The following is a 24,551-nucleotide window of genomic DNA, read 5'->3' as shown; positions in this document are numbered from 1 at the left end:
GGTCCGGACTATGGGATCGATGTCATGGTCGGCTCCGGGGCCTGGGAACCCAGCCTGGGCGTCCGTTCGGTCCAGGTCACGGCGGGCACGATCGCCACTGCGAGCAGCACGAAGATCGCTGCCGTCGGTAACCAACCCCACCCGCCGGTGCTGACCGCGAGCGCGGTCAACCCGGCCGGGGCGATCAGGTACTGCACCTGCTCGCCGAGCCGCAGCGCCCCCACGTACGCGCCGCGTTGGTCGGTTGGCGGCAGGGTGGCGGTGAACCCCCAGGCGCCCGCCGACTGGATCAGCTCGGCCAGGATCAGCAGGATCGCGGCGGCCACCAGCACCACGACGGTGAGCAGCCCCCGGGTGATCCCGGAGATCGGCAGGACCAGGCAGGAGACGGCGATCAGCAGACCCCCACGACGGGAGGCCCGCGCCGCGCCGCCAGCGGTGTCGGCGCCCCGGCTGACGCGTACCTGGAGCAGCACGATCAGGAGCGTGTTGAGCAGAACCAGGGCGGCGATCACCGTCTTCGGGGCGTCGGTGTGGGTGAGGATCCAGAGCGGCAGCACGGTCAGATAGAGCACCCCGTGCGCGGTGAGCAGCCCGGACAGCAGGGACACCGCCATGAACGGCCGGTCCCGCAGCACCGCCAGCCGACCCATCGGCTCGGTCGGGCGGGCCACCGGCGGCAGCTTGGGCAGTCGCCGCACGAACAGGGCCGTGACCAGGAAGACCGCCGAGATGAACCAGACCATCCCCCGGTACGCCTCGATCGTGTCCACCGCCAGCACCAGGCCGCTGATCACCGCGCCCAGCCCGAAACCCACGTTCAACGACGACCGCTGGTACGCCATCGCGGTGACCCGTTCGGCCGGCGGGAGCGCGTTGATTGAGTAGACCTGGCGGGCCACGCCGGTCGACGCGTCCACCATTGCCAGCGCCACCACCACGGCGAGAAAGCTCGCGAAGCCGCCCACGAACGGGTACGACGCGAAGAGCGCCGCGTCCAGCACCAGCCCGACCACCCAGACCCGCTGTGGCCCGAACCGGTCGGTGAGCCCGCCCAGCGGCACCGTGCCGAGTAGCGACACCCCCGCCGAGATGGACAGGCCCAGGCCGACCTGGGCGGCGCTGAGCCCCAGCGCGCGGGTGAAGAAGACGGCGCTGCCGGCGTGGAACAGGCCGCTGCCGACGGCGTAGACCATGGCCTGCACGGCCAGCGCCCGGGTCAACCCGGCCGGCGGTACGACGTTCACGACGGCGGTACGAATGCTCTCTCTGGCCCCCATGGGCGGGAAGTGAACCGGGTGCCCACAACGGCGGTCGAGCCTTTTAGGCTGAACCGAATCCTGCTCCCGGGGGAGGGCGTGTGTCCGAGCTGCGGTTCAGTCTGGCCGACGTGGCGGGCGTGCGGCTCGCCGTGTCGCCGGCCAACGAGACGGTCATGAGCATGTGGGCGCTGGCCAGCCCGGTCCGCTACGCGGTGCACCTGCCCTGGATCGACCGTGCTCGGGTGACCCTGCGTCGTCCCGAGGTCGCCGCCCGGGTCCGACCCCTGACGGAGCTGACCTGGCGTGGTTGCCCGTTGCCCGACTTCATCACCCCGGCCGCCCGGCCGAACGTGGAGGTGGCCGACCAGCTCGACCAGATCGCCGCGACGCCGCCGGCCGTGGTCGTCCAGGACCTGCTGTCGACCATCGGGCGACGACCGCTGAGCTCGTTCGGGCAGGCGCTGCTCGCCGACCCCCGCGGGCTGTTGCCGCAGCTCGTCGACGCGATGCGGGTCTGGTACGACGAGGCGATCGCCCCGGACTGGTCGCGGATGCGGGCGCTGCTCGACGCCGACGTGGCGTACCGCGCCGCCCAGCTCGCCGAGAGCGGCGCCGGTCGGTTCTTCGAGCAGCTCCACCCGAGCCTGCGCTGGCTCGGCGACCGGGTGGTCAGCGACGACCCGTTCGAGCGGGACTTCGACCTGCGGGACCGGGGGTTGGCGCTGAACCCGACGGTGTTCTCCGAGCGGCGGGTGCTGTGGAACCTGCTGGAGGACTCGCTGCCGGCGGCCGCGTACCCGGTCCGGGCGGTCGGGACGCTCTGGGAGACGGCCGCGCCGCCGCCCGGCGACCCGTTGGCCCGGGTGGTCGGCTCCGGCCGGGCCGCGCTGCTGTACCTGCTCGACACCGCGTCCACCACCACCGACCTGGCCCGACGTACCGGGATGTCCGCCGGGAACGTCTCGGCGCACCTGACCGCGCTGCACGCCGCCGGCCTGGTCGACCGCGCTCGACAGGGTCGGCACGTCCTCTACCGCAACACCGACGCGGCTGCGGTGCTGCTCCGCGCCAGTCGGGGCGGCTGACGTCAGGGTCGGCCCGCCTCGGCTCGGCCGCCCTCCGGGAACAGCGCTAGGCGAGCAACAGATCGACGACCGGGCGGCGGTGCCGCAGGCCGGTCTCGCTGGCGCGCAGCTCCGCCGGCAGGGCGAACGGGTCGCCGAGTCGCCCGACGGCGGCGACCACCAGCGGTCGGATGCCGCCGGGCAGGTCGAGTTCGGTGGCGAGGCCGGCCCGGTCGAACCGGGTGAGCTGGCGTACGTGCAGGCCCAGGGCGGTGGCCTGCAGAGTCAGGTGGGCGATCGCCTGACCGAGGTCGTACGCGGCCCGCTCGGTGTCGCCGCCGGTGTGCGCGCCGACGACCAGGGTCGCGGCGTGCCGGGCCCAGCACTGGTCGCCGTCCGGGAGGTTGATCAGGATGCGCTTGAAGTTGTCGTCGTCCCGGTGCCCGAGGGCGAACCGCCAGGGCTGCCCGTTGTCCGTCGACGGTGCCCACCGCGCGGCCTCCAGCAGCGATGCCGCCTCCTGCGGCGTCAGGGCGGCGCTCGGGTCGAAGGCCCTGGGGCTCCAGCGGAAGGCGAGGAGAGGGGTCAGGTCAGCCATGCCGGCAATCGTCCCGTATGGGCGTTTAGCGGCGGAAAGTGGGCTGCGGAGATGTGGGCAAGAGCACCCGTAACGGTACGAAGATCAGGACGTTCCCGCGCTCGGGCTGACTGACGGATCGGGAGTCGGCGGGGCCGCGGTGTCCAACGGTTCCGCGTCGACGACCGGCCCCGCCAACTGCACGGTGGCGGGTGCCGCGCCCGGCGGGGCGGCCAGTCGCAGCGTTCCGGCATCGGTCCGGGCACCGGTCGGCGTGCCGTCCGGGTCGTAGCAGTAGATGCCGACGTCCAGCGGCGCGTTCAGCGAGGCCGAGGTGGAGTCGACCGAGTAGCAGGCACCGGTCATGCCGTTCGGCGTGGTGGCAGCGGCCACCGCGAGCGGCGCGCGTCGGTCCGTCAACACGTCCAACCAGTCGGTGAGCGGATGCTGGATCCGGGGATCCAACCGGCGTGGGATGGCGTCGTCGCGGTCGCCGAGGCGTACGCAGCGCGCCGGCTCCGGGTGGCCCGTCGAGGGCAGGGCGCACTGGAACAGCCCGTCGGAGGTGGCGGCGAGCGAGACGTCGGCGGTGCCGCCGAGCGCCCCACCCGGCACGTCGACCCGCCAACTGCCGTCGTTCGCGCTGGTGAACACGATGGTGCGGTCGGGCTGACCACTCCGGCTGAACACGTACCGCGCCACCAGGTGGCGATCCTGGGCGGCGGCGGCCAGGGCGGCCAACTCGTCACGGGTGCCCTCCACCTGGACCGGGCCGGGATCGGCCGGCGGCGGAGGCGGGGGCTGGGCGCTGTCGCAGGCGACCAGGGCTACCGGCAGAGCGAGCACGAGCGGTCCGAGCACGCGGCCGGCCGGGCGGAGGAGGACGGGCACCGGCCCATTCTGGTGGGTGCGGGGCACCTGCGGGCAACGGCGCACAGTGGCCGCGTCCCGGCGTGTCGGAGCAGTTTGTCCGCGTACCCCTGGCCTCTCGCGGACCTGGCCAAGCGCGTCGGCCGGACGGCCGCGCGGGCCGGATGGTGGGATCACCCGACCCGCCGCCGTGACCCGCCGGATACGCTCAGGGGGTCTGACACGCGCCGCCGGCCCCGGTTCCGGCGGCGTCGGCACGCTCAGGGTCGCTGGGAGGGAGTGCACCGTCGTGGCACTCGTGGTGCAGAAGTACGGCGGGTCCTCCGTCGCCAACGCCGAGCGGATCAAGCGGGTGGCGGAGCGCATCGTCGCCGCCCGCAAGGCCGGCGACGACGTCGTGGTGGTGGTCTCCGCGATGGGGGACACCACCGACGAGCTGCTCGACCTGGCCAACCAGGTCAGCCCGCTGCCGCCGGGCCGCGAGCTGGACATGCTGCTCACCGCCGGGGAGCGGATCTCCATGGCCCTGCTGGCCATGGCCATCCACAACCTGGGGTACGAGGCCCGCTCGTTCACCGGCTCGCAGGCCGGCGTGATCACCACCTCGGTGCACGGCCGCGCCCGGATCATCGACGTCACGCCGGGGCGGCTCAAGGGCGCGCTCGACGAGGGCTCGGTGGTCATCGTGGCCGGCTTCCAGGGCGTCTCGCAGGACACCAAGGACGTCACCACGCTGGGCCGGGGCGGTTCGGACACCACCGCCGTGGCGCTCGCCGCCGCCCTGCACGCCGACGTCTGCGAGATCTACACCGACGTGGACGGCGTCTTCACCGCCGACCCGCGGATCGTGCCCAACGCCCGGCACATCCGGGACATCACCTACGAGGAGATGTTGGAGCTGGCCGCGTGCGGCGCGAAGGTGCTGCACCTGCGTAGCGTGGAATACGCCCGCCGGGCGGGGTTGCCGATCCACGTCCGTTCGTCATACTCGACCAACACCGGCACGATGGTCACCGGATCGATGGAGGACCTTTCCGTGGAGCAGGCACTGATCACCGGGGTCGCGCACGACCGCAGCGAGGCCAAGATCACGATCGTCGGCGTACCCGACGAGCCGGGTGCCGCCGCGCGGATCTTCGACACCGTCGCCGACGCCGAGATCAACATCGACATGATCGTGCAGAACGTCTCCACCGAGGGCACCGGCCGTACGGACATCTCGTTCACCCTGCCCAAGGCCGACGGCCCGACCGCGATGGCAGCGCTCAGCAAGATCCAGGAGCCGGTCAAGTTCAAGGGCCTGCTCTACGACGACCACGTCGGCAAGGTCTCGCTGATCGGCGCCGGCATGCGCTCGCACCCCGGCGTGGCCGCCGGTTTCTTCGCCGCGCTCGGCGCCGCCGGGGTCAACATCGAGATGATCTCCACTTCCGAGATCCGGGTCTCCGTGGTCTGCCGGGACACCGACCTCGACGCCGCCGTCCGCGCCATCCACGACCAGTTCGAGCTGGGTGGCGACACCGAAGCCGTGGTCTACGCCGGGACGGGTAGGTAGCGCCGATGACGGCGCTGCCCACCCTCGCCGTGGTCGGAGCGACAGGTGCCGTCGGCACCGTGATGTGCGAGCTGCTCACCGGGCGTCGCAACGTCTGGGGCGAGATCCGACTCCTCGCCTCCGAGCGGTCGGTCGGCAAGCGGGTGCGCTGCCGGGGCGAGGAGATGGTCGTCCAGGCGCTGACCCCGGAGGCGTTCGACGGGGTCCACGTGGCGATGTTCGACGTGCCCGACGAGGTCTCCGCCGAATGGGCCCCGATCGCGGTCGAGCGAGGCGCGATCGCGGTGGACAACTCCGGCGCGTTCCGGATGGACCGGGACGTCCCGCTGGTCGTCCCGGAGATCAACCCCGAACAGGTCCGCAACCGGCCCCGGGGCATCATCGCCAACGCCAACTGCACCACCCTCGCGATGATCATCGCGATCGCGCCGCTGCACCGCGAGTACGGCCTGCGGGAGCTGGTGCTCGCCTCCTACCAGGCGGTCTCCGGGGCCGGCCAGGCCGGTGTGGACATCCTGCACGACCAGCTCGCCAAGGTCGCCGGCGATCGGGCGCTCGGCTCACGCACCGGCGACGTCCGCCAGGCGGTCGGCGACGACCTCGGCCCGTTCCCGGCGCCGCTGGCGCTCAACGTGGTGCCCTGGACGGGCTCGTCGGCCGACGGCGGCTGGTCCTCGGAGGAGATGAAGATCCGCAACGAGTCGCGGAAGATCCTCGGCCTGCCCGATCTCAAGGTCAGCTCCACCTGCGTCCGGGTGCCGGTGGTCACCGCCCACTCGGTGGCCGTACACGCCGTCTTCGCCACCGAGGTCGACGCCGAGGGTGCCCGCGAGGCGCTGCGCAACGCGCCCGGCGTGATCGTGGTCGACGACCCCGCAGCGGGTGAGTTCCCGATGCCGATCGACGCGGTCGGCACCGACCCGAGCTGGGTCGGCCGGATCCGCCGTGCCCTGGACGACCCCCGCGCCCTCGACTTCTTCGTCACCGGCGACAACCTCCGCAAGGGCGCAGCCCTCAACACCGCCCAGATAGCCGAACTCCTAGCCAAAGAACTCCGCACCCCCTAACCCCCGCGCTCCGCGCTGCCCCGGCCCCGCGCTCCCCGCCGCGCCGGCCCCGGCCCCGCGCTCCCCGCCGCGTCGATCTTGCACTTTCTGTCGCCGCATAAGGCGTGAAGGTGACAGAACGGCAACCGAAAGTGCAAGATCGACGCACTCCAGCGGGGCCTGGGGGTGGGGGTTGGGGGTTAGGCCGCCGCTAGGTGGACTCCGTCTCGGCCTTGGCGTTTTACCGCGTAGAGGGCCTGGTCGGCTCTTTTCAGGGTGCGGTCGGGGGTTTCGCCGGGGCGGGGGAGCGCGACGCCCACACTGATCGTGCGGCCGGTACGGCGGGCCGCCTCGGCCAACCGCTCGGCGATCCGGACCGCCTCCTCCGGGCGACTCACCTCGATCACCGCGACGAACTCGTCACCGCCGATCCGGTACAGCTCGTCACCGTGCCGCAGCGCGCCCTCCAGCGCCCGCGCCAACCCGACCAGCACCTGGTCGCCGGCCTGGTGCCCGTACGTGTCGTTGACCGTCTTGAAGCCGTCCACGTCGATCGCCAGCAGGGCCGTACGCCCCGGGGTGGCCGCCGCGATCCGTTGCCCGAACGGGCCGGTGTGCCGCAGCCCGGTGAGCGGGTCGGAGCTGGCCTGCTCACGCAGTCGGACGAGCGTACGCAGACGGTCCAGGCTGGTCCAGGCCTGCCCGGCGAGCAGCTCCATGAGGCTGACCGTGGTGGGGTCCGGGTGCAGGGCGCGGCCGTCGGCGACCAGCAGCACTCCGTCGGCGTCCGCCGGCCCGACCGGCACGGCGACAAGCGTGCGTACCCCCGCCCGGGTCAGCGGTCGATAGTCCTCGGTCGGGGGATGCCCGGCCTCGCCCAGCGTGTATCCGGCGCCGTAGCGGTGTGCCCGTTCGACGATCCGGTCCAGGGCGGCCGGGCCCGCGCCGGCCAGCTCGGCGCGGATCCGGGTCTCCAGGTCACCCGGGGTCGCCGGGGACGGGCCGAGCTGACCGCCGATCACCAGCACCGCGGTGGAGAGGGTGGACACCTCCCGGGCGGCCTCGGTCGCCGCGCTGATCACGGCCGCCTCGGTGGGGGCGGCGGACAGGGCCGCGGCGTGCCGGAGCAGCTTCTCGCTGCGGCTCTCGGACGGCGGGCCGCCCAGCGCGGCGATCCGCGCGCCGAGCCGGGCCGCCAGCCGCTGCGCGGTCTCCCGCCAGGGCCGCAGGTCGACCGGGTCACTCCACTGCAGGTCCAGTACGCCGATCACCCGGCCGCCCGGGTCGCGTACCGGAACGCACAGCTCGGTCGTGACGTCGGGGCGTACCGGTAGGTAGTCCGGGTCGACGGTGACGTCCGGGACCGCGGCGGCGGTGCCGGTGGCGTACACCCGGCCGACGATCCCGGTGCGCGCCGGTACGGTCGCGAAGACCTGCCACGCGCCGGTCGCCGCCACGCACCGCAGCCGGTCGTGGGCCTCGAGCAGCACCGAGATGGTGGCCGGGGTGTGGTGGGACAGTGCGCTGACCGTCCACCGACAGGCTTCCGGCGCGCTGGACGCCATCGACAGGCGGACGCTGACGTCACGGATGACTCGCTGATGATCCACTCGCACGTCGTTCCAGGTAGGGGAGGGGCTGGAGCAAGCGTACTCACGTTTTCCGGAAGGGCTTCCGGCTTCGTACACATGTGCTATCCACAGGCTGTGGACGGGCCTGTGGGTAAAGGTGCCGGGCGATAGCGTGGGAGTCCCGACGTCCTGGAGGCGAGCCGATGCTCATCGCGCACATCAGCGACCCGCACCTGACCACCGGTCTGCTCGCCGCCGAGCCCGCCGCCGGGCTGCACCGGGCGCTCGGCCGCGTGCTCGCCCTGAACCCGCGACCGGACTGCGTGGTCATCACCGGCGACCTGGCCGACCACGGCCGACCCGACGAGTACGCGGCGCTGCGCGAGTTGATCGGGCGGTTCCCACTGCCGATCTACCTGACCACCGGCAACCACGACGACCGCGAGTCGCTGCTCGACGCGTTCGGCGGCACGCCCTGGCTCGGGAACGGGTTCTCCGCGTACTACCACGTCGACCACGAGGCGGCGACCATCGTGGTGCTCGACTCGCTCGTCCCCGGCAGCGACGCCGGCCAGCTCGGCGAGGAGCAGCTCGGCTGGCTCGACGGGGTTCTCGCGGGCCGTCCGGAGGTGCCCGCCATCCTCTGCCTGCACCACCCGCCGGTCGCGGTCGGCATCCCCGCGGCCGACGCCATCCGGCTCGCCGACGGGCCCGCGCTGGCCGAGGTGATCGGCCGGCACCGGCACGTCGTGCGGGTCGCCGCCGGGCACCTGCACCGCACGGTCACCACCGGGTACGCGGGCACCGTGCTCACCGTGGCGCCCAGCACCTGGAAGCAGAGCACCCTCACCATGGCCACGGACGAGGTGATCGGCTGGGTCGCCGAGCCGAGCGCCTTCCTGCTGCACCGGATCGAGCCGGACGGCTGCGTGACGCACACCGTCCAGGTCAGCCACTCGGCCGGGCAGACCTGCGGCTTCTGAGGTCGCCGCCATGCCCGTCTGGTACGTCGCGTACGGGTCGAACATGCACGCCGCCAGGCTGGCCTGGTACATCGGCGGCGGCTGTCCACCCGGCGGCCGACGGACGTACCCGGGTTGCCGCGACACCCGTCCTCCGAGCCGGTCGGCGCCGGTCTGGATGCCCGGCGGGATCTACTTCGCCGGTGAGTCCGGCGCGTGGACCGGCGGCATGGCGTTCTACGACCCGCGGCTGCCGGGCGAGGCTGCCGCGCGGGCCTACCTGGTGACCATCGACCAGTTCACCGACATCGCCGCGCAGGAGATGTACCGCCCGCCGGGCGACACCGCCGACCTGCTCCCGGCGACCGGCGCGGCCATCGACGCGGCCGTCGCCCACGGCCAGGCGACGCTCGGTCCGGGGCGCTACGAAACCCTCGTCTGCCCCGGTCGGCGTGCCGGCATCCCGATGCTCACCTTCACCGCGCCCGAACCGGCGTCCGCCGTGCCGCACCGGCCACCGGCACCCGCCTACCTGCGGATGATCGCCCAAGGGCTGCACGAGTCACACGGTTGGCCGGCTGAGCGGATCGTCGACTACCTGGCGCGGCGACCCGGGGTCGTCGACGGCTGGCGGCCCGAGGCGGTCGCCACAGTGGTCGCCGAAGCGCTCACCGCGGTCGGCTGATCCCGTCCCCTCTGGACCTTCGACCGACGTTGTTCCGCCACCGGTCATCGATTGTTCGACACGTGGGCCTGGTCCGACGATGGGCATTTCCGCAGCTCTCACGCTCAGCCCGACGCGTCGGTCGCGATCCGTCGCTCGACTCGACCGGCCGGCGTCCGGATGAGAGGCTGTCCGGGCGGGAGGCGATTCCCAACCGTGACCGACCCTCTCCGACGGTGTCGGTCGGCGGCCCGGTCGACCCACCGGCCGGGTACCGCACGCGTCGATTCTCACGAGGAGTTCCATGTCCGTACCCGGGATGCGTCGGGCCGCTGTCGGCCTGACCGCGCTCGCGGTGGCAGCGCTCGGCGCGGTCGCCACCACCCCCGAGCAGGCCGACGCGCGACCGAAGCCGGTCGACGTCACCCTGCTGGCCCTCAACGACTTCCACGGCAACCTCGAACCCCCGAGCGGCTCCAGCGGCACCATCGCCGGACAGACCGCGGGCGGCGTCGAATACCTCGCGACCCACCTGGCCGACCTGCGCGCCGCCGCGAAGAAGAAGAACACCATCACCGTCGCCGCCGGCGACCTGATCGGCGCGTCGCCGCTGCTCTCCGCCGCGTTCCACGACGAGCCGACCATCGAGGCGCTGAGCATGGCCGGTCTGGACTACGCCAGCGTCGGCAACCACGAGTTCGACGAGGGCGCCGCCGAGCTGCTGCGTATCCAGAACGGTGGCTGCCACCCGGTGGACGGCTGCGCCGACGGCACGCCGTACCGGGGTGCCGGCTTCACGTACCTCTCCGCCAACGCCTTCAAGACCGCCACCGGCAAGCCGCTCATGGCGCCGTACGCGATCCACAAGGTGCAGGGCGTCAAGGTCGGCTTCATCGGGATGACCCTGGAGGGCACCCCGCAGATCGTCAGCCAGCAGGGCGTCGCCGGCCTCACCTTCGCCGACGAGGCGGAGACCGCCAACCGGTACGCCCGTGAGCTGCGCCGTAAGGGCGTTCAGACCATCGTCGTGCTCCTGCACGAGGGGGGCGCCCAGGCGGCGACCGGTGGCATCAACGACTGCGTCGGCATGACCGGGCCCATCGTGGACATCGCCAACCGGATGGATCCGTCGATCGACGTGGTGGTCAGCGGTCACACCCACCAGGCGTACAACTGCAACATCAACGGCAAGCTGGTCACCAGCGCCAGCTCCTTCGGCCGCCTCGTCACCGACATCGACCTCAAGATCGACCGGCGCAGCGGTGACGTGATCTCCGCCGCCGCGAACAACGTGGTCGTCACCCGGGACGTCGCCAAGGACCCGAAGCAGACCGCCCTGATCGACCGCTACAAGACCGTGCTCGGCCCGGTCGCGGACCGCCAGGTCGGCGAGACCACCGAAGCCATCACCAAGACCCAGGAAACCCTCTTCGGTACGACCCTGGGCGAATCCCCGCTGGGTAACCTGGTCGCCGACGCGCAGCTCGCCGCCACCGACGACGAACAGAACGCGGTGGCCGCCTTCATGAACCCCGGTGGTGTCCGGGCCGACCTCAACGCCGGGCCGGTCACCTACGAGGAGGCGTTCACGGTGCAGCCGTTCGCCAACAACCTGGTGACCCTCGACCTGACCGGGGCGCAGCTCTACTGCGTACTGGAGCAGCAGTTCGTCACCGGTCGGACGCTGTACCCGTCGTCGACCGTCGGCTACGTGGTCGACCCGGCCGGCGCCACCGGCACCGCGGCCGACCCGTGCGCCGGCACCCGTGTGGTCCGGGGCAGCCTCACCATCGGCGGCACCGCCGTCGACCCGGCCGCCACCTACCGGGTGACGGTGAACAACTTCCTGGCCGGCGGCGGCGACGGCTTCAGCGCCCTCACCGGCGGCACCAACCAGGTCACCGGCCTGATTGACCTGGACGCGCTGGTGGCGTACCTGACCGCGCAGTCGCCGGTCTCCGCCCCGGCGCTCGACCGAATCCGCACCACCGCCGAGGTCCCCGCCGCCTGACGGCCGACCCCGCGACATCGGGCCCCGGAGCGGACGCTCCGGGGCCCGACCCGTCCCCGGCGGCCCCGCGCTGCCTGTGCGGCCCCGCGCTGCCTGTGCCGCAAGATCACGCTCGATCATGGAGGTAGTGGCCTGCGAGTGCCGGGATGCCACTACATCCAGGATCGAGCACGATCAAGCGCGGAGTGCGACCAAGATCCGCGCACTATCGGGGATGTTGCCGTCTCCGACGCGGCGGAGGCAGCAGCATCGGTGAAGCTGCGGGGGCGGCCGAAGGGGTCTCACCGGGCGCGGGGACTCCGGGTTGCTCGCCGGGTCGGGGGGTGCTTGCGGAGGCGAGCGGCGCGGCCCGCCGGGCGAGGAGGCCCGGGGCGCCCACGGGTGCGGGTCAGGCGGAGGCGGGTGCCGGGATGGGCGTGGGCGGAACGATCGTCACGCGGCCGTCCTGCTCGACGGTGAGCAGCCGGCGTAGCGAGAGCGCGATGAGTGAAGCGGCCAGGCAGCCGCCGACGACGACCGCCACCCAGACCATGCCGTTCGCCGCGCCGATGAGCGGGCCGGCGGTCACCGGACCGATCACCCCGCTGATGCCGAAGATCATCGAACTCATGGCGTTGTACCTGCCGCGCAGTTCGTCAGTTGCCAGGGCGTTGGTGAGCGCCGGCATCACCGGCGACAGCAGCGTCTCGCCGAAACCGAAGATCGCCGAACAGGCCACCACGCACAGGGCGGCCACCAGGGCGTTGCCGGTGCTGACGACGCCGGCGACACCGAGGACCAGCCAGGCGGCGGCGAACACCGCCCCGACCACGGCGAGCGCGCCGGTGCGGCTGCGGCCCTCGATCCGGCGGATGACCAGCAGTTGGGCGAGCACGATCGTCACCGTGTTGCCCGCGAGCGCCCAGGCGACGACGCGGGGGTTCACCTCGGCGACCCGTATGGCGTACGCGGCGAATCCGACCTCGACCTGGGCGTACCCGCAGGTGGTGAGGACCAGGCCGAAGATCACGAGCCGGCGGAACGGGCGGTCCCGCAGCACCGTCAGGTAGCCCCCGCTCGACGGCCCGGCGTCGGTCGAGCGTTGACCGAGTCGGTGGCCGACGCCCGGCAGGGTCAGCAGGATCAGGGCCGGCATCAGATAGCTGACCGCGTCCAGCAGATAGATCGTCTGGAAGGTGTCGGGTCGCGCCGTGTCGACGATCGCCCCGGAGGTCATCCCGCCGATGCCGATGCCGAGGTTGAGCAGCGCGAAGTTCAGCCCGAAGACGCGTTGCCGTTCGCCGTCGTCGGTGAGCGACGCGAGGATCGTGTTCCCGCCGGACCAGATCGCCGAGCTGCCGATGGCGATCACCGTCATCACGAGCAGCGCCGAGCCGGTCGAGTGGACCAGCGCCAGCGAACCGGTGCCGATCGCCTCGATCACCAGGCACGGCACCACCACCCGGCGCGCCCCGATCCGGTCGATCAGCGTCCCGCCCAGCGGTGACAGCGCCAGGGTGACGACGCCGTACCAGCCGATCACCAGTCCGGCGCGGGTGTCGGTGAGCCCCCGCACGTCGGTCAGGTAGATGAACAGGAACGGCAGGGTCAGGCCACGCCCGATCGCCGACAGCAGGGTGCCGAGGAGCATACGGCGGGCTTCTGGACGGCGAGGCAGGGCGCGGCGCAACATGTCCGGCATTCTGTTCGGTGGGTGTGACGCACGCGAACCGTTTTGGACCAACGTCGCGCTGCCCCGGCGCGGCGTGACCAATGCCACGACGTCCGCCGGTGTCGGCCCGGTCTGCGATGCTGGCCCGATGACCGGCACCTGGCGACACCTGCCCGCGTCCGCCCGCGCCATCGCGGTGACCGCCACGGCAGCCGTCGCCGCCGCCCAGGCCCGCGACGACCAGGCGTACGACGAGACGGTGGACGACCTGGCGGCCGACGAGCGGTCCGGGCTGGTGCTTGGCACGGTGGTCCGGCTCCTGCTGGAGGAGAGCCACCCGGACGGCTTGGACGGCGACGACATCCGCCAGGTTCTGGCACGCTGCGTGCAGGACGCGGCGCGCTGGCGTTCGGATGTGGACCCGCACGTGGTGCTCGTACTGTTGGCTGGCGCGTTGGGGGTGTACGACCCCGAGGGCGACGACTCGCCTCCCGGCGCGTCCGCCCTGGCGCGGCATGCTCCGCTGCTCGTGGCCGATCTGTTGGCGGTGACGGGTGCGCCGCTGGCCGACTACCTGGCCGCCGCGTTCAGCGAGATCGAGCGCACCGAGCGACACGACTGACGGTGTCCGTCTCCCGACTCGGGGTGCTGTCGGTCACGGTGCTGGCCGTACGCTCCGGCCGTCTGACGACCACAGTTTCCGTCAGGGGTGGGCGTGCGACCTCGACAGAACCGATCTCCGATCTCGTGGCGGGCGGCCAGCCCAACGGTCCGGTTGCTCGCGCTCGTGTCCTGGGCTGTCGGCGTGGTGGTGCTGGCCGCGGGATGGCTCGGGGATCGGGAGGGCTTCTGGTCCGACCGGCCGTTCCTGACGAACGTCGCCTCGTCGCTGGCGACCGCCGCACTCGGGTTGCCGATCGCGCTGGTCGTGATCCAACAGTTGGTCGCCGGTGAGGAGTCGTACCGGCAGGAGTGGTTGGCCAGCGAGGAGCTGATCGAGGCCGTACGGGAGGCCCGTGAGTACGCCGAGGCGCTCACCGCCACCGCACCGGCGGCGGGCCCTGCCGTGCAGGGCATGCACGACGTCAATCTCCAACACGTGATCCTCGGGGCTCAGATGCTGCCGCTCGTGCCCGATCACGCGACGGCGCTGGCCGGGCAGTTGCAACTGCTCGCCGCCACGTGGCCGCTCTACTCGGTGGTCCTCGGGCACCTGCCGGCAACCGTGTCCGGCCTGCGGGACGCCTGGGCGACGGCCGGGACCGCCCTGACCGCTCTGCCGGCCGCGCGGAGGCCAGGGCTGGCCGACCAGATGTTGACCGAGACACACGAACTGGTCGATCGGACGGCCGCCGCCTTCGACCAACTCACATTGGGCGACCTCGACATGGCCTTCCTGCACCGCCTTGTCCGGGAACTGGCGCGGGACCGGCCGATTCAGAAGTCCCGGGTGCTGCGGGACGTGCAAAAGCTCGCCCAACTCGGTCCGCCATTGGCGTCCGCGCAGTCGGCGGCAGCGGAACTGGCCGAACGACTGCGGGGTATCGAGGCGTTGATACGTCGATAGTCGCGGCCTGACGACATACGCAGAGGGCACATCCGATGGATCGGATGTGCCCTCTTACCTCTGGTCGGGGTGGCCGGATTCGAACCGACGACCTCTTCGTCCCGAACGAAGCGCGCTACCAAGCTGCGCCACACCCCGAGGCGTGCCGACAAATAGTAGCCCACCCGCTCCGACGGTCAAACTCGGTACCCCCGCCGCCCCAGCCCGGTCTCAGGGTGATCGACACGCCTTCTTTGAAAGCGCGGTGTCCGGTCCGGGCGGATGGGCCGGTTTGCGGGAAGTCGAGTCGATCAAGCCTAGCGGGGGATCAGGGTCAGGATGCTCGCCTCCGGTGGGCAGGCGAAGCGGACCGGGGCCGTCGGGTGGGTGCCGAGGCCGGCGGAGACGTGCAGCCACGAGTCCGAGCCCGGCCATCGGTGCAGACCGCGCGCCATCGAGCGGGGCAGGCCGCAGTTGGTGACCAGCGCCCCGTACCCCGGGACGCAGACCTGCCCGCCGTGGGTGTGCCCGGCCAACAGGAGGCCGAAGCCGTCGGCGGCCATCTGGTCGAGCACCCGCGGCTCGGGGGAGTGCGTCACGGCGATGGACAGGTCGGCGGAGGACGCCACCCGACCCGACACGGCCGGGTAGTCGTCCCGGTCGATGTGCGGGTCATCGACGCCGACGAGGTCCAGCTCGCGACCGCCGGCCTTGAGGCTCGTCCGGGCGTTGTTCAGGTCTGCCCAGCCGGCGCCGGTGAAGACCTGGCGTAGCTCCTCGTAGGGCAGCTCGACGCCCTCGGTGTACTCCCGCTCGGGCAGGAAGTAGCTGAAGGGGTTCTTCAGCACCGGGCCGGTGTAGTCGTTGGAGCCGAACACGAACGCTCCCGGATAGTCCAGCAGCGGTTGTAGCGCCCGCAGCACGCCCGGCACCGCCCCGGGGTGCGCCATGTTGTCGCCGGTCACCACCACCAGGTCGGGGTCCAGGGCGGCCAGCGACGCCACCCAGCGCTGTTTGCGGGCCTGGTTGGGCATCATGTGCAGATCCGACAGGTGCAGCACGCGCAGCGGCTCCGCGTCGGCCGGGAGCATCGGCACGTCGTACCGCCGCAGGGTGAACAGGTTGCGCTCGACGAGCGACGCGTACGCGAGGGTGGTCGCTCCAACCGCTGCGGTTCCGGCGGCGAGGCGGAATAGTGTGCGCTTTCGCATGGCGTTCAGGGTAGTTTGACCGTCCATGAGCACGCTGAAGGACCGCCTCACCGCCGACATGCGTTCCGCGCTCAAGGCGCGCGACGAGCTGACGACCTCCACGCTGCGGATGGCCCTGGCCGCCGTCGGCACCGCCGAGGTGGCCGGCAAGGCCAAGCGCGAGCTCACCGACGACGAGGTGCTCGCGGTGTTGACCAAGGAGGCCAAGAAGCGCCGGGAGGCGGCCACCGCCTTCGCCGACGCGGGCCGCACCGAGCAGGCCGCCAAGGAGACCGCCGAGGGCGAGGTGCTGGACCGCTACCTGCCCAAGCAGCTCTCGGATGCCGAGCTGACCGACCTGGTCGCGGGGGCGCTCGCCGCGGGCGGCTTCACCGGGAAGGCCCAGATGGGCCCGGCCATGAAGGCGGCCCAGGCCGCGGTGGCCGGCCAGGCCGAGGGGGGTCGGGTGGCCGCCGAGGTACGGCGACAGCTCGGCCTCTGATCCGCCACGCGGCTCCGGTTCGACCCAACGAAACGGGCGGGCACCCCCGAGAGAGAGTGCCCGCCCGTTCGCAGGTGTCGCCGGGCCTCAGCCGCCCGGACGGTTACCGGGGCGGCCGGGCGGGTTGCCGGGCTGCCCGGGCTTGTTGCTGTCCGGCGGAGTGCCGCCGGCGCCGGTGCTGATCTGGATGGTGACCACGCCGCCCTTGATGGTGCGCCCGTCCGGGCTGGTGCCGGCGGCGGTGCCCGCCGGGCAGGACGACGCCACCTTCGTTTCGGACACGACCGGCTCGAAGCCGGCGCCCTTGATCCGAGACTTCGCGGTGTCGACCGGCTGGCACTTCACGTCGGGGATGCTGCGCTGGTCACCCTCGGAGATCTTCTGGCCCGGGGGTTCGAAGTTGATGCGCGGCTTGCCCTTCATGGCGTCCCGCAGCGTCTCGTACACCGGCGGGTTGATGCCGTCCTTCTCGGAGTGCTTCATCTTGACGTTCGTCTGCGGCCAGTCCGGGTCGGCCATGATGCCGGCCACCGCGTACTGCTTGGTCATCGCGACCAGCGCGGCGGTCTTCTCCGAGTCGGTGGTGCCGGACTTGCCGGCCACCGGCGCATCGACGATGCCCTTCACCGCGGCGGCCGTACGGCTGCTGCCGCACTTGCTGGTCTTGGAGTTGTCGCCGACCGGGCAGCGGGCGGCGTCGACGGCGGCGCGGGCCACCTCGGTGCTGAACCGCTTCTCACAGCGCGGGTTGGCGATGTCCAGCTTCTTGCCCTCCGGGTCGCGGATCTCCTGCACCGGGATCGGCTCGCAGTACTTGCCGTCCGCCGCGAGGGTCGCGTACGCGTTGGCCAGGTCCAGCGGCGTGGTGGAGGAGACGCCCAGGGTGAAGGCGCCCCACTGGTGGGCCGCGTCCTTGGTGGCGGCGAACTTGGCGTCGTTGCTGGCCCGGAACTGGATGCCGGCCCGCTTGGCGACGTCGACCACGTTCTCCGCGCCGACCTGCTGCTGCAGCGGCACGAAGTACGTGTTGACCGACTGGGCGAACGCGGTCCACATGTTCTGCACGCCACCGGCCTTCTTGCCGGAGTTGGTCGGGCAGTAGAAGTGGGTGCCGGGGCAGGCCGCTTCGCTGCTGCTGTCGATGATGTATTCCGACTTGAACTGCTGCGGCGCGTTCATCGAGTAGCTCAGCGGGACGCCCTTCTCCAGGGCCGCCACGATCGTGAAGATCTTGAACGTCGAGCCGGCCTGGTAGCCGGCGATGCCGTCACCGCCGGTGAGCAGCGGGTTGACCGTCGCCGGGTAGTTGCCCTTGATGCCCCGCTTGCTCTTTGCCGGATCGCTGGAGATCTTGTTCTTCGGGTGCTTCGGGTCGTCCAGCTTGAACTGCCGGTTGACCGCGAGCGCCCGCACCCGGCCGGTGCCCGGCTCGACCACGGCGACCATGGCGGCTTCCTTGCTGTTCTCGCTCTTGGACTTGCGGACCGCCTTGTCCGCGCCCTTCTGCGCCTGCACGTCGATCGACGTCACGACGGTGTAGCCGCCGCTCTTGAGCCGGCGCTCACGGTCGTACGGCGTCGAGCCGAACGTCGGCTGCTGCATCCACCAGCGGTAGAAGTAGTCGCAGAAGAAGCCCCAGCTGTTGACGTTGGTGGCGACGCAGCCGTTCGGGGTGCGCTTGTCCTGCACCTTCAGCTTGACCGCCTTGGCGGCGTCGGCCTCCTGCTGGGTGATGGCCTTGGTGTCGACCATGTTCTGGATGACGTAGTTACGACGGTCCAGCGCCAGCGGGTAACCGCTCTTGGTGGTCGGGTCGTTCGTCGTCGGGGCCTTGACCATGCCGGCCAGCAGCGCCGCTTCCTCGATCTTCAGCTTGCTCGGCGGCTTGCCGAAGTAGACCTGGCTGGCCGCGTAGATGCCGTACGCGCCATTGCCGAACGAGGCGAGGTTGAGGTAGCGGGTCAGGATCTCGTCCTTGGAGAACTCCTTGTCGACCTGCAGGGCGAGGCGCATCTCGCGGAGCTTGCGGGCGCTGGTGTCCTCGGTCGCCGCGACCACGTCGGCCGGGTGGGTGGCCGAGTAGGCGATCGCCAGCCGGACGTACTGCATGGTCAGCGTCGAGGCGCCCTGGCGGCCGGCGCTCTCGTTCTGGTTGTTGACGAACGCGCGGGCGACACCGTTGATGTCGACGCCGTTGTGCTTGTAGAAGTCGTGGTCCTCGGCCGCGATGATGGCCTTGATCATGTACGGCGAGATGTCGGCGTGCTTCACGTCGCGGCGGTTCTCGTCGTACATCGTCGCAAGCGGTGTCTTGCCGTCCGAGGCCAACAGATAGCTGATCTGTGGCGCGCGGGCCACCGTCAGCTCCGTTGGCAGGTTGCCGAATGTCTCGGCGCCGGCCTTCGCGGCCAGTCCGGACATCGCCACCGCGGGGAAGGCCGCCGCAGCGACCACCACGCCGGCCAACAGGCCGCAGATGGCCAGCGATGCGGCGTTGGTCAGCACATTGTGGTCACGTTTCCGCATCCAGGTCACCTCGGCATGGTACGCGAGTAGGGAACGAGGGGCGCCTGGGCGTCTTTCCCCATTTCCTGCGCGCGCTGCCCTCGTTGTGCTAAACGCATGACCCCCGGTACGAGGTTGCGTGTGATCGGCGTGAGTCTCCTCCGTTTGGTGAAGGCGGCGCAGCGTTTTCGTGGACCTCGGCGGGGTAACCGGCGGTCGAGAGCCCGGGAAGCCGGGAGTGTCCGGAATGATGGATTTCGCCGACAACGTTGCGTAATCAGTCGACTACAGAGCATGATGATGGCGGCGACAGCGCCACATGTCGTCCGCGCCGCCTTGGGGAAGGTGAGCCGGGCGATCGGGGGGAAATTGCCGGCTGCCGTGCAACGAGGTCGGTAGGTACTGCAAGGGGGGACGAGTACACATGGGCATGATCACTGACTGGCCGTCGCTGGCGGCGTGTCAGAACGGGGACCCGGACGCGTTGTTCGTACAGGGCGCCGAACAGAACGTGGCCAAGCGGATCTGCCGAAGCTGCCCAGTTCGGTACGAGTGCCTGGCCGACGCGCTGGACAACCGGATCGAGTTCGGTGTGTGGGGCGGTATGACCGAACGGGAACGCCGAGCGTTGCTGCGTCGTCACCCGCAGGTGACGAGCTGGCGCAAGATGTTCGAGGCAGCGATGAAGAAGAACAGCAAGGACCAGGCCGGCAAGGACAAGATCCTGGTCACCGCGGCAACCTGACGCCGCTCACGACCGGCTGATCGCCGCGCCGATCGTCCGTAGCCCGTCGACGTCGTGCACGTCGGCGGGCTGCGCCGTCACCGACACCGCCGGCACCGCCGGGAACGCCTCGGTGAACCGCGCGGCGACCTGCTGCTCGCGTACCGCCTGACGCGCCAGCGCCGCGTGCGCCCGCAGCACGTCGGCGGTGCCCTCGTGTCCACCCAGCTCCGCCAGCCGCTCCGCGGCGGCGCGACTCCGCTCGGCGTCCAGCTTCGGAACCACCGGGCGGTGCACCCGGTTGAGCACCAGGCCGGCGAGCGGCATCTTCTCCTCGCGCAGGCGGCCCGCGAAGTAGGCGGCCTCCCGGACCGCGTCCGGCTCCGGCGTCGCGACCAGCAGGAAGGCCGTCTCCCCCGCTTGGAGGATCCGGTACGTCTGCTCGGCCCGCTGCCGGAAGCCCCCGAACATCGAGTCGAGTGCGGCCACGAAGCCGGACAGGTCGGTGAGCAGCTGCGCGCCGAGGACCTTCTGCACCACCTTCGAGAACATCCCGAACGACGCCGTGACCAGGCTGAACATGCTCCGCCCGCCGCTGCGCGCCGGTGCCAGCAGCAGGCGCAGCATCCGACCGTCGAGGAAGCGGGAGAGTCGGGCCGGCGCGTCCAGGAAGTCCAGCGCCGAGCGGGACGGCGGGGTGTCCACCACGATCAGGTCCCACTCGCCGCGCGCGTGCAACTGGCCCAGCTTCTCCATCGCCATGTATTCCTGGGTGCCGGCGAACGTCGAGCTCATGGCCTGGTAGAACGGGTTCGCGAAGATCTCCGCGGCCTTCGTCGGGTCGGTGTGCGCAAGGACCACGTCGTCGAAGGTGCGCTTCATGTCCAGCATCATGGCGTGCAACTCACCGCCGCTGGCCTCGACGTCGATGCCCTTGACCTGCCGGGGCGTGTTGTCCAGCTCGGTCAGGCCCAGCGACTGGGCGAGCCGGCGGGCCGGGTCGATGGTGAGCACCACCGTGCGGCGGCCGTGCTGCTCGGCGGCCCGCAGCGCCAGCGCGGCGGCCGTGGTCGTCTTTCCCACCCCGCCGGCACCGCAGCACACGACGATCCGCACGCCCGGGTCGGCGAGGATCTGGTCGACGTCCAGCTGCGGCGCCGCGTCTTCGGAAGGCACCAATCGAGCGTATCGGGCCGCGTCGGTCCATGCGCCCGTGCTGCGCTCAGGTGTGAGTCAATCGGCGTGGACGAGGGCCTGGGCCAGGGTCGCCAGGCCCGTCCGGTCCACCCCGTCCGGCAGCAACGGCAGCTCGACCATCGGCAGCCCCAGCTCCACCAGGTCGGCGCGGAGGGAATCCTCCAGTTCGCGCCGGATGAGCTGGTCCCGTGCCTCGTCGTGCAATCCGGCCACGATGTCCTGATCAGCCGGCAGTCCAGCGGCGACCAGACCCCGCCGCAGGTCCGCCGCGGTGACCGCCGGTCCGGCCGGCAACGAGGGCCGGGCGCCGTTGACGATCACCTTCCCGATGCCGAAGCCGAGGGAGGTCAGGTCGGCGATGGCGTCGACCGTCTCCTGCACCGGCATCTCCTCCAGGAGCGTGACCACGTGCACGGCCGTCATCGGGGAGCGCAGCAGGGCGGAGACCCCCTCGCTCTGGGTCTTGATCGGGCCGACCTTGGCGAGCCGGGCCGTCTCGGCCGTCACGTTGAGGAAACGACCGATCCGACCGGTGGGCGGGGCGTCCAGCACCACGGCGTCGTACGCGCGCCGCTGCCCCGAGGTACGGGTGGTGGCCTCCTTCACCTTGCCGGTGAGCAGCACGTCCCGCAGGCCCGGGGCGATGGTGGTGGCGAAGTCGATGGCCCCCAGCTTGCGCAGCGCCCGCCCCGCCGCGCCCAGCTTGTAGAACATGTCGAGGTATTCGAGCAGGGCCTCCTCGGCGTCCACCGCGAGCGCGCGCACCTCACCGCCGTCCGGCGCGTCGGCGAGGTGTCGCTCCTCGTACGGCATCGGGTCGAGGCCGAAGAGTTGGGCGATGCCCTGTCGGCCCTCGACCTCCACCAGCAGGGTGCGCCGGCCACCGGCGGCCAGCGCCAGGGCCAGCGCCGCCGCCACGCTGGTCTTGCCGGTGCCGCCCTTGCCGGTCACGACGTGGAGGCGGGCCGACCATCCGCTACCGGCCGGGTCGGACGGCCGCTCAGGTGCACGCACCTGTCGAGCCTATCCAGGGCGACGGGTCACGCGACCTCGCAGACCCACCAACCCGTCTTCTGCACCACCGTGAAGCGCAGGTCCTGGTCGGCAACCTTCTCGTCGGCCGTGGTCATGGTGACCCGGGTGGAGACGGTGGCCCGGTCGCCGGTCTGGTTGTCGACCTTCGGGGTGGTCCACTTGAATCGGGGGTTCTGGTACGTGGCGGCGTACTTCTCCACCTCGGCCACCTTGGCGGCGATCTTCTTGTCGTCGCGCGAGGCGGCGCAGACGTGCTCGGCGGCCTTGCCGGCGTCCCGATCCTTGTAGACGGCGGTGAGGAACTCGTCGACGGCGACCGCCGGCTCCTTCGCGCCCTCGCCGGACTCGGCGTTGCGCAGGGTCAGGAACGTCACGACGCCACCACCGACGCAGAGCACCATGATCACGGCCAGCGCGATGACGGCGATCAGCAGACCGCGCTTCTTCTTCGGCTCGGCGGTGCCGGCGTACGGCGGGTAGCCGGGCGGGGGCGGCGGAATCGCGCCCGGGGAGACGGGCAGCGCCGACGTGTCGGCCGGGCCCCCGTTCTGCGGGACGCCACCGGGCGGGGCGGGCGCGGCCGACGCTCCGGGCTGCGCGGGAAACGCCCCTGCCCCGAGCTGACCGGAAGAGACGGGCTGGCCGGAGACGGGCTGACCGGAGACGGGCTGACCGGAGACGGGCTGGCCGGGGAGGGCGAGCTGCCCGCCGGGGGCGGATGGGCCGGACCCGGCGCTCTGAGCGGGGAACGCCGGCGGGCTGGCCCCGGCGGGCTGGCCGGGCTGGGCCGACGGGCCGGGCTGGGCCGGGATGACGGGCTGGGCCGGTGTGGTCGGCGAGCCGGACTCACCGGTGGAGGTCGTCGGGTCGGACTGTCCGGGGCTGGTCGCCGCGTCGGGCTGGCCGGTGGGGTCCGGGTGGGCCGGCGGAAGAGCGCGCGGGCCGGCCTGGTCGCCGCTGGGCGGTTGGGTCATCTCGTTCCCCCGGGGGTGCGGCGCCCGGCTGCCACCCCGGGCGCCGAGCGAGATCGAGCGGGCGGCCGGGCGCTGCGCGACCGTCCGACCGAGAGGGTAGCGGCCGACCGCCGGTTCGGTGTCGCCCCTACCGCGCCGTACGTCACTTCTCGAGCCGGAGAAGCGGATGGTGACATCCGACGCAGTCGGGATTCCTGCGCCCAGTCTGTCACATATGTGACTCTGGGTGACTGATCGTGCGCGTCCTGTTGGCGAGACCGCCCCCGTGGACCTACCTTCGTCCCGGTGCGGGGGACCGGAACGGTTGGTTGAGCCCGACCGGAAGCGTGATCCGAGAGGTACGACCGGAGGCAGTTCATGCGCGACGCGGACAACATCCCTCGCACCCAGTTCCCGACGAACGATCGGCAACGGCGGCTCGGGTCCACGGGTGAGGTGGCCGGCGGGCTGGTCGGCAACCTGCCCATCAACGAGCGGTCGTACCGCCGGGTTTCGGAGCCGCCGGAGATCGCCCGAGCGTCGAACCGACCGGTCGAGCGGTCGCGGGACGACGACGAGCCGGGTTTCGTCATCCATCTGCCGATCCGGGTGCCCGATCTGGCGGCGGCGACACTGCTGGCCGGGCGGGTCGCGGTGTCGCTGGGCTTCCTGCCGGAACTGGACGCGGGCGAGACGACCGTGTCCAACGCGGACGACCAGAACAACCGGCACCGGGTCTTCTGCGACCTGTTGCTGCCCGACCGCTCGCGTTGCCCGCAGGGGTACGGGCACGAGGGGCCCTGTGGAGAGCTGCCGGCCACGCCGGAGCAACGTCCCGCGCCCCGCCCGGCCAGCGGACCGTAGGCTGTGCCTCGACGAAGTCCGCACCACGAGGGAGCCCTCCAGCGATGCAGAAGTGGGAATACTCCACGGTCCCTCTGCTGGTCCACGCGACCAAGCAGATCCTCGACAACTGGGGTGAGGACGGGTGGGAACTCGTCGCCGTGGTCCCCGGCCCGAACCCGGACCAGCTCGTGGCGTACCTGAAGCGGCCCAAGGCGTGAGCGCCGGGACTCCGGCGCGGCGACGCTCCGCGATCGCGAACGACGAGGTGACGCGATGAGCAACGGCCCCCACGCGAAGCTCGCCGAGTTGGGCCTCGAGCTGCCCGACGTGGTGCCGCCGGTGGCCAGCTACGTGCCGGCCGTGCAGTCCGGGCAGCACGTGTACGTCTCGGGCCAGCTGCCCATCGCCGAGGGCAAGCTCCTGGCGACCGGCAAGGTCGGCGCGGGGATCTCCGCCGAGCAGGCCAAGGATCTGGCCCAGCGGTGCGCGCTCAACGCGCTGGCGGCGGTCGACTCGCTGGTCGGCCTGGAGAACGTGGTCAAGGTGGTCAAGGTGACCGGTTTCGTGGCCTCGGCCCCCGGGTTCATCGGCCAGCCCGCCGTGATCAACGGTGCCTCCGACCTGTTCGGCACCGTTTTCGGCGAGGCCGGCCGGCACGCGAGAAGCGCGGTAGGCGTGGCCGAGCTCCCCCTGGACGCCCCGGTGGAGATCGAACTGATCGTCGAGGTCGCCTGACCCCACCGCGATCTTGCACTTCCTGTCCCGACGAATGCCGTGAACAGGCATGAAGTAGCAGCAGGAAGTGCAAGATCGCGGGGAG

Annotated in this window: 22 protein-coding genes, 1 tRNA gene and 1 pseudogene; 13 read left to right on the top strand and 11 right to left on the bottom strand. The window is 71.5% G+C overall.

Annotation, left to right across the window (positions count from 1 at the left end; translation table 11 throughout):
* Positions 1-8: 8 nt before the first annotated feature.
* A complete protein-coding gene (locus tag AB0B55_RS19710) occupies positions 9-1,280 on the bottom strand; it encodes an MFS transporter (protein WP_357132887.1) in 1,272 nt (423 codons plus the stop codon).
* An 80-nt stretch (positions 1,281-1,360) separates the two neighbouring features.
* Here AB0B55_RS19710 and AB0B55_RS19705 point away from each other — a divergent pair, with 80 nt between their 5' ends.
* Positions 1,361-2,347 carry a MarR family transcriptional regulator gene (locus AB0B55_RS19705; protein WP_357132885.1) on the top strand — a complete coding sequence of 329 codons (987 nt, stop codon included), beginning with the start codon at positions 1,361-1,363 and terminating at the stop codon, positions 2,345-2,347.
* Positions 2,348-2,393: 46 nt separating this feature from the next.
* On the opposite strand, the gene AB0B55_RS19700 is transcribed toward AB0B55_RS19705, so the two are convergent.
* Together AB0B55_RS19700 and AB0B55_RS19695 are read right to left on the bottom strand one after the other, a co-directional pair.
* Positions 2,394-2,924, bottom strand: a complete 531-nt coding sequence (locus tag AB0B55_RS19700; protein WP_357172690.1) for a nitroreductase family protein — start codon at positions 2,922-2,924, stop codon at positions 2,394-2,396.
* An 84-nt stretch (positions 2,925-3,008) separates the two neighbouring features.
* Positions 3,009-3,794 carry a hypothetical protein gene (locus AB0B55_RS19695; protein ID WP_357172688.1) on the bottom strand — a complete coding sequence of 262 codons (786 nt, stop codon included), beginning with the start codon at positions 3,792-3,794 and terminating at the stop codon, positions 3,009-3,011.
* A 268-nt stretch (positions 3,795-4,062) separates the two neighbouring features.
* On the opposite strand from AB0B55_RS19695, the gene AB0B55_RS19690 reads away from it, so the two are divergent.
* Positions 4,063-5,328, top strand: a complete 1,266-nt coding sequence (locus AB0B55_RS19690; RefSeq protein ID WP_357132879.1) for an aspartate kinase — start codon at positions 4,063-4,065, stop codon at positions 5,326-5,328.
* A 5-nt stretch (positions 5,329-5,333) separates the two neighbouring features.
* Positions 5,334-6,395, top strand: coding sequence for an aspartate-semialdehyde dehydrogenase (locus tag AB0B55_RS19685; protein ID WP_357172685.1), 1,062 nt, complete (start codon positions 5,334-5,336; stop codon positions 6,393-6,395).
* A 179-nt stretch (positions 6,396-6,574) separates the two neighbouring features.
* Here the strand turns inward: AB0B55_RS19685 and AB0B55_RS19680 are convergent, their stop codons facing one another.
* Complete coding sequence (locus tag AB0B55_RS19680) at positions 6,575-7,984, bottom strand: sensor domain-containing diguanylate cyclase (protein WP_357132875.1); 1,410 nt, start codon at positions 7,982-7,984, stop codon at positions 6,575-6,577.
* 164 nt (positions 7,985-8,148) lie between these two features.
* On the opposite strand from AB0B55_RS19680, the gene AB0B55_RS19675 reads away from it, so the two are divergent.
* The 3 genes from AB0B55_RS19675 to AB0B55_RS19665 all read left to right on the top strand — a co-directional run bounded on the left by AB0B55_RS19675 (position 8,149) and on the right by AB0B55_RS19665 (position 11,582).
* Positions 8,149-8,928: a phosphodiesterase gene (locus AB0B55_RS19675; protein WP_357172682.1), complete on the top strand. Its 780-nt coding sequence runs from the start codon at positions 8,149-8,151 to the stop codon at positions 8,926-8,928.
* A gap of 10 nt (positions 8,929-8,938) precedes the next feature.
* Positions 8,939-9,592: a histone deacetylase gene (locus AB0B55_RS19670; RefSeq protein WP_357172679.1), complete on the top strand. Its 654-nt coding sequence runs from the start codon at positions 8,939-8,941 to the stop codon at positions 9,590-9,592.
* Between the two features lie 283 nt (positions 9,593-9,875).
* Complete coding sequence (locus AB0B55_RS19665) at positions 9,876-11,582, top strand: bifunctional metallophosphatase/5'-nucleotidase (RefSeq protein ID WP_357132869.1); 1,707 nt, start codon at positions 9,876-9,878, stop codon at positions 11,580-11,582.
* Between the two features lie 388 nt (positions 11,583-11,970).
* Here the strand turns inward: AB0B55_RS19665 and AB0B55_RS19660 are convergent, their stop codons facing one another.
* Positions 11,971-13,254, bottom strand: coding sequence for an MFS transporter (locus tag AB0B55_RS19660; RefSeq protein ID WP_357132867.1), 1,284 nt, complete (start codon positions 13,252-13,254; stop codon positions 11,971-11,973).
* Positions 13,255-13,381: 127 nt separating this feature from the next.
* Here AB0B55_RS19660 and AB0B55_RS19655 point away from each other — a divergent pair, with 127 nt between their 5' ends.
* On the top strand, positions 13,382-13,855 hold the full coding sequence (locus AB0B55_RS19655) for a hypothetical protein (RefSeq protein ID WP_357132865.1): 474 nt from the start codon (positions 13,382-13,384) through the stop codon (positions 13,853-13,855).
* Positions 13,856-13,948: 93 nt separating this feature from the next.
* The gene (locus AB0B55_RS19650; protein WP_357172675.1) at positions 13,949-14,800 is read left to right on the top strand and encodes a hypothetical protein; all 852 of its coding nucleotides are present in this window, start codon (positions 13,949-13,951) and stop codon (positions 14,798-14,800) included.
* Positions 14,801-14,861: 61 nt separating this feature from the next.
* Here AB0B55_RS19650 and AB0B55_RS19645 read toward each other — a convergent pair.
* Both AB0B55_RS19645 and AB0B55_RS19640 read right to left on the bottom strand, forming a co-directional pair.
* Positions 14,862-14,938 (bottom strand) — tRNA-Pro (locus AB0B55_RS19645).
* Between the two features lie 158 nt (positions 14,939-15,096).
* Complete coding sequence (locus tag AB0B55_RS19640) at positions 15,097-15,990, bottom strand: metallophosphoesterase (protein WP_357132861.1); 894 nt, start codon at positions 15,988-15,990, stop codon at positions 15,097-15,099.
* Between the two features lie 25 nt (positions 15,991-16,015).
* On the opposite strand from AB0B55_RS19640, the gene AB0B55_RS19635 reads away from it, so the two are divergent.
* Positions 16,016-16,471 (top strand): GatB/YqeY domain-containing protein, encoded by a 456-nt coding sequence (locus AB0B55_RS19635; protein ID WP_355052539.1) that lies wholly within the window; start codon positions 16,016-16,018, stop codon positions 16,469-16,471.
* Between the two features lie 87 nt (positions 16,472-16,558).
* Here AB0B55_RS19635 and AB0B55_RS19630 read toward each other — a convergent pair whose 3' ends face one another.
* Positions 16,559-18,997, bottom strand: a complete 2,439-nt coding sequence (locus tag AB0B55_RS19630; protein WP_357132859.1) for a penicillin-binding protein — start codon at positions 18,995-18,997, stop codon at positions 16,559-16,561.
* A gap of 403 nt (positions 18,998-19,400) precedes the next feature.
* On the opposite strand from AB0B55_RS19630, the gene AB0B55_RS19625 reads away from it, so the two are divergent.
* The gene (locus tag AB0B55_RS19625; RefSeq protein ID WP_355052537.1) at positions 19,401-19,721 is read left to right on the top strand and encodes a WhiB family transcriptional regulator; all 321 of its coding nucleotides are present in this window, start codon (positions 19,401-19,403) and stop codon (positions 19,719-19,721) included.
* A gap of 6 nt (positions 19,722-19,727) precedes the next feature.
* Here the strand turns inward: AB0B55_RS19625 and AB0B55_RS19620 are convergent, their stop codons facing one another.
* The 3 genes and pseudogenes from AB0B55_RS19620 to AB0B55_RS19610 form a co-directional block, all read right to left on the bottom strand.
* On the bottom strand, positions 19,728-20,876 hold the full coding sequence (locus AB0B55_RS19620; RefSeq protein ID WP_357132857.1) for an ArsA-related P-loop ATPase: 1,149 nt from the start codon (positions 20,874-20,876) through the stop codon (positions 19,728-19,730).
* Between the two features lie 57 nt (positions 20,877-20,933).
* Positions 20,934-21,911, bottom strand: coding sequence for an ArsA-related P-loop ATPase (locus AB0B55_RS19615; protein WP_357132855.1), 978 nt, complete (start codon positions 21,909-21,911; stop codon positions 20,934-20,936).
* A gap of 26 nt (positions 21,912-21,937) precedes the next feature.
* A pseudogene (locus tag AB0B55_RS19610) lies at positions 21,938-22,471 on the bottom strand (hypothetical protein); the annotation flags it as partial.
* A 792-nt stretch (positions 22,472-23,263) separates the two neighbouring features.
* Here AB0B55_RS19610 and AB0B55_RS19605 point away from each other — a divergent pair.
* From AB0B55_RS19605 to AB0B55_RS19595, 3 genes are read left to right on the top strand one after another with little or no spacing between them, the layout of a single operon-like run.
* Positions 23,264-23,749 (top strand): hypothetical protein, encoded by a 486-nt coding sequence (locus AB0B55_RS19605; RefSeq protein WP_357132853.1) that lies wholly within the window; start codon positions 23,264-23,266, stop codon positions 23,747-23,749.
* Between the two features lie 44 nt (positions 23,750-23,793).
* Positions 23,794-23,949 carry a DUF4177 domain-containing protein gene (locus AB0B55_RS19600; RefSeq protein ID WP_007466198.1) on the top strand — a complete coding sequence of 52 codons (156 nt, stop codon included), beginning with the start codon at positions 23,794-23,796 and terminating at the stop codon, positions 23,947-23,949.
* 55 nt (positions 23,950-24,004) lie between these two features.
* Entirely contained in the window at positions 24,005-24,466 is a 462-nt protein-coding gene (locus AB0B55_RS19595) for a RidA family protein (RefSeq protein ID WP_355052533.1), read from the top strand.
* Positions 24,467-24,551: the final 85 nt, after the last annotated feature.

This window comes from Micromonospora sp. NPDC049107 (assembly GCF_040648595.1).
Classification (GTDB): Bacteria; Actinomycetota; Actinomycetes; order Mycobacteriales; family Micromonosporaceae; genus Micromonospora.
The sequence above is the reverse complement of the archived record's forward strand: the minus strand, read 5'-3'. Positions and strand labels throughout refer to the sequence as shown.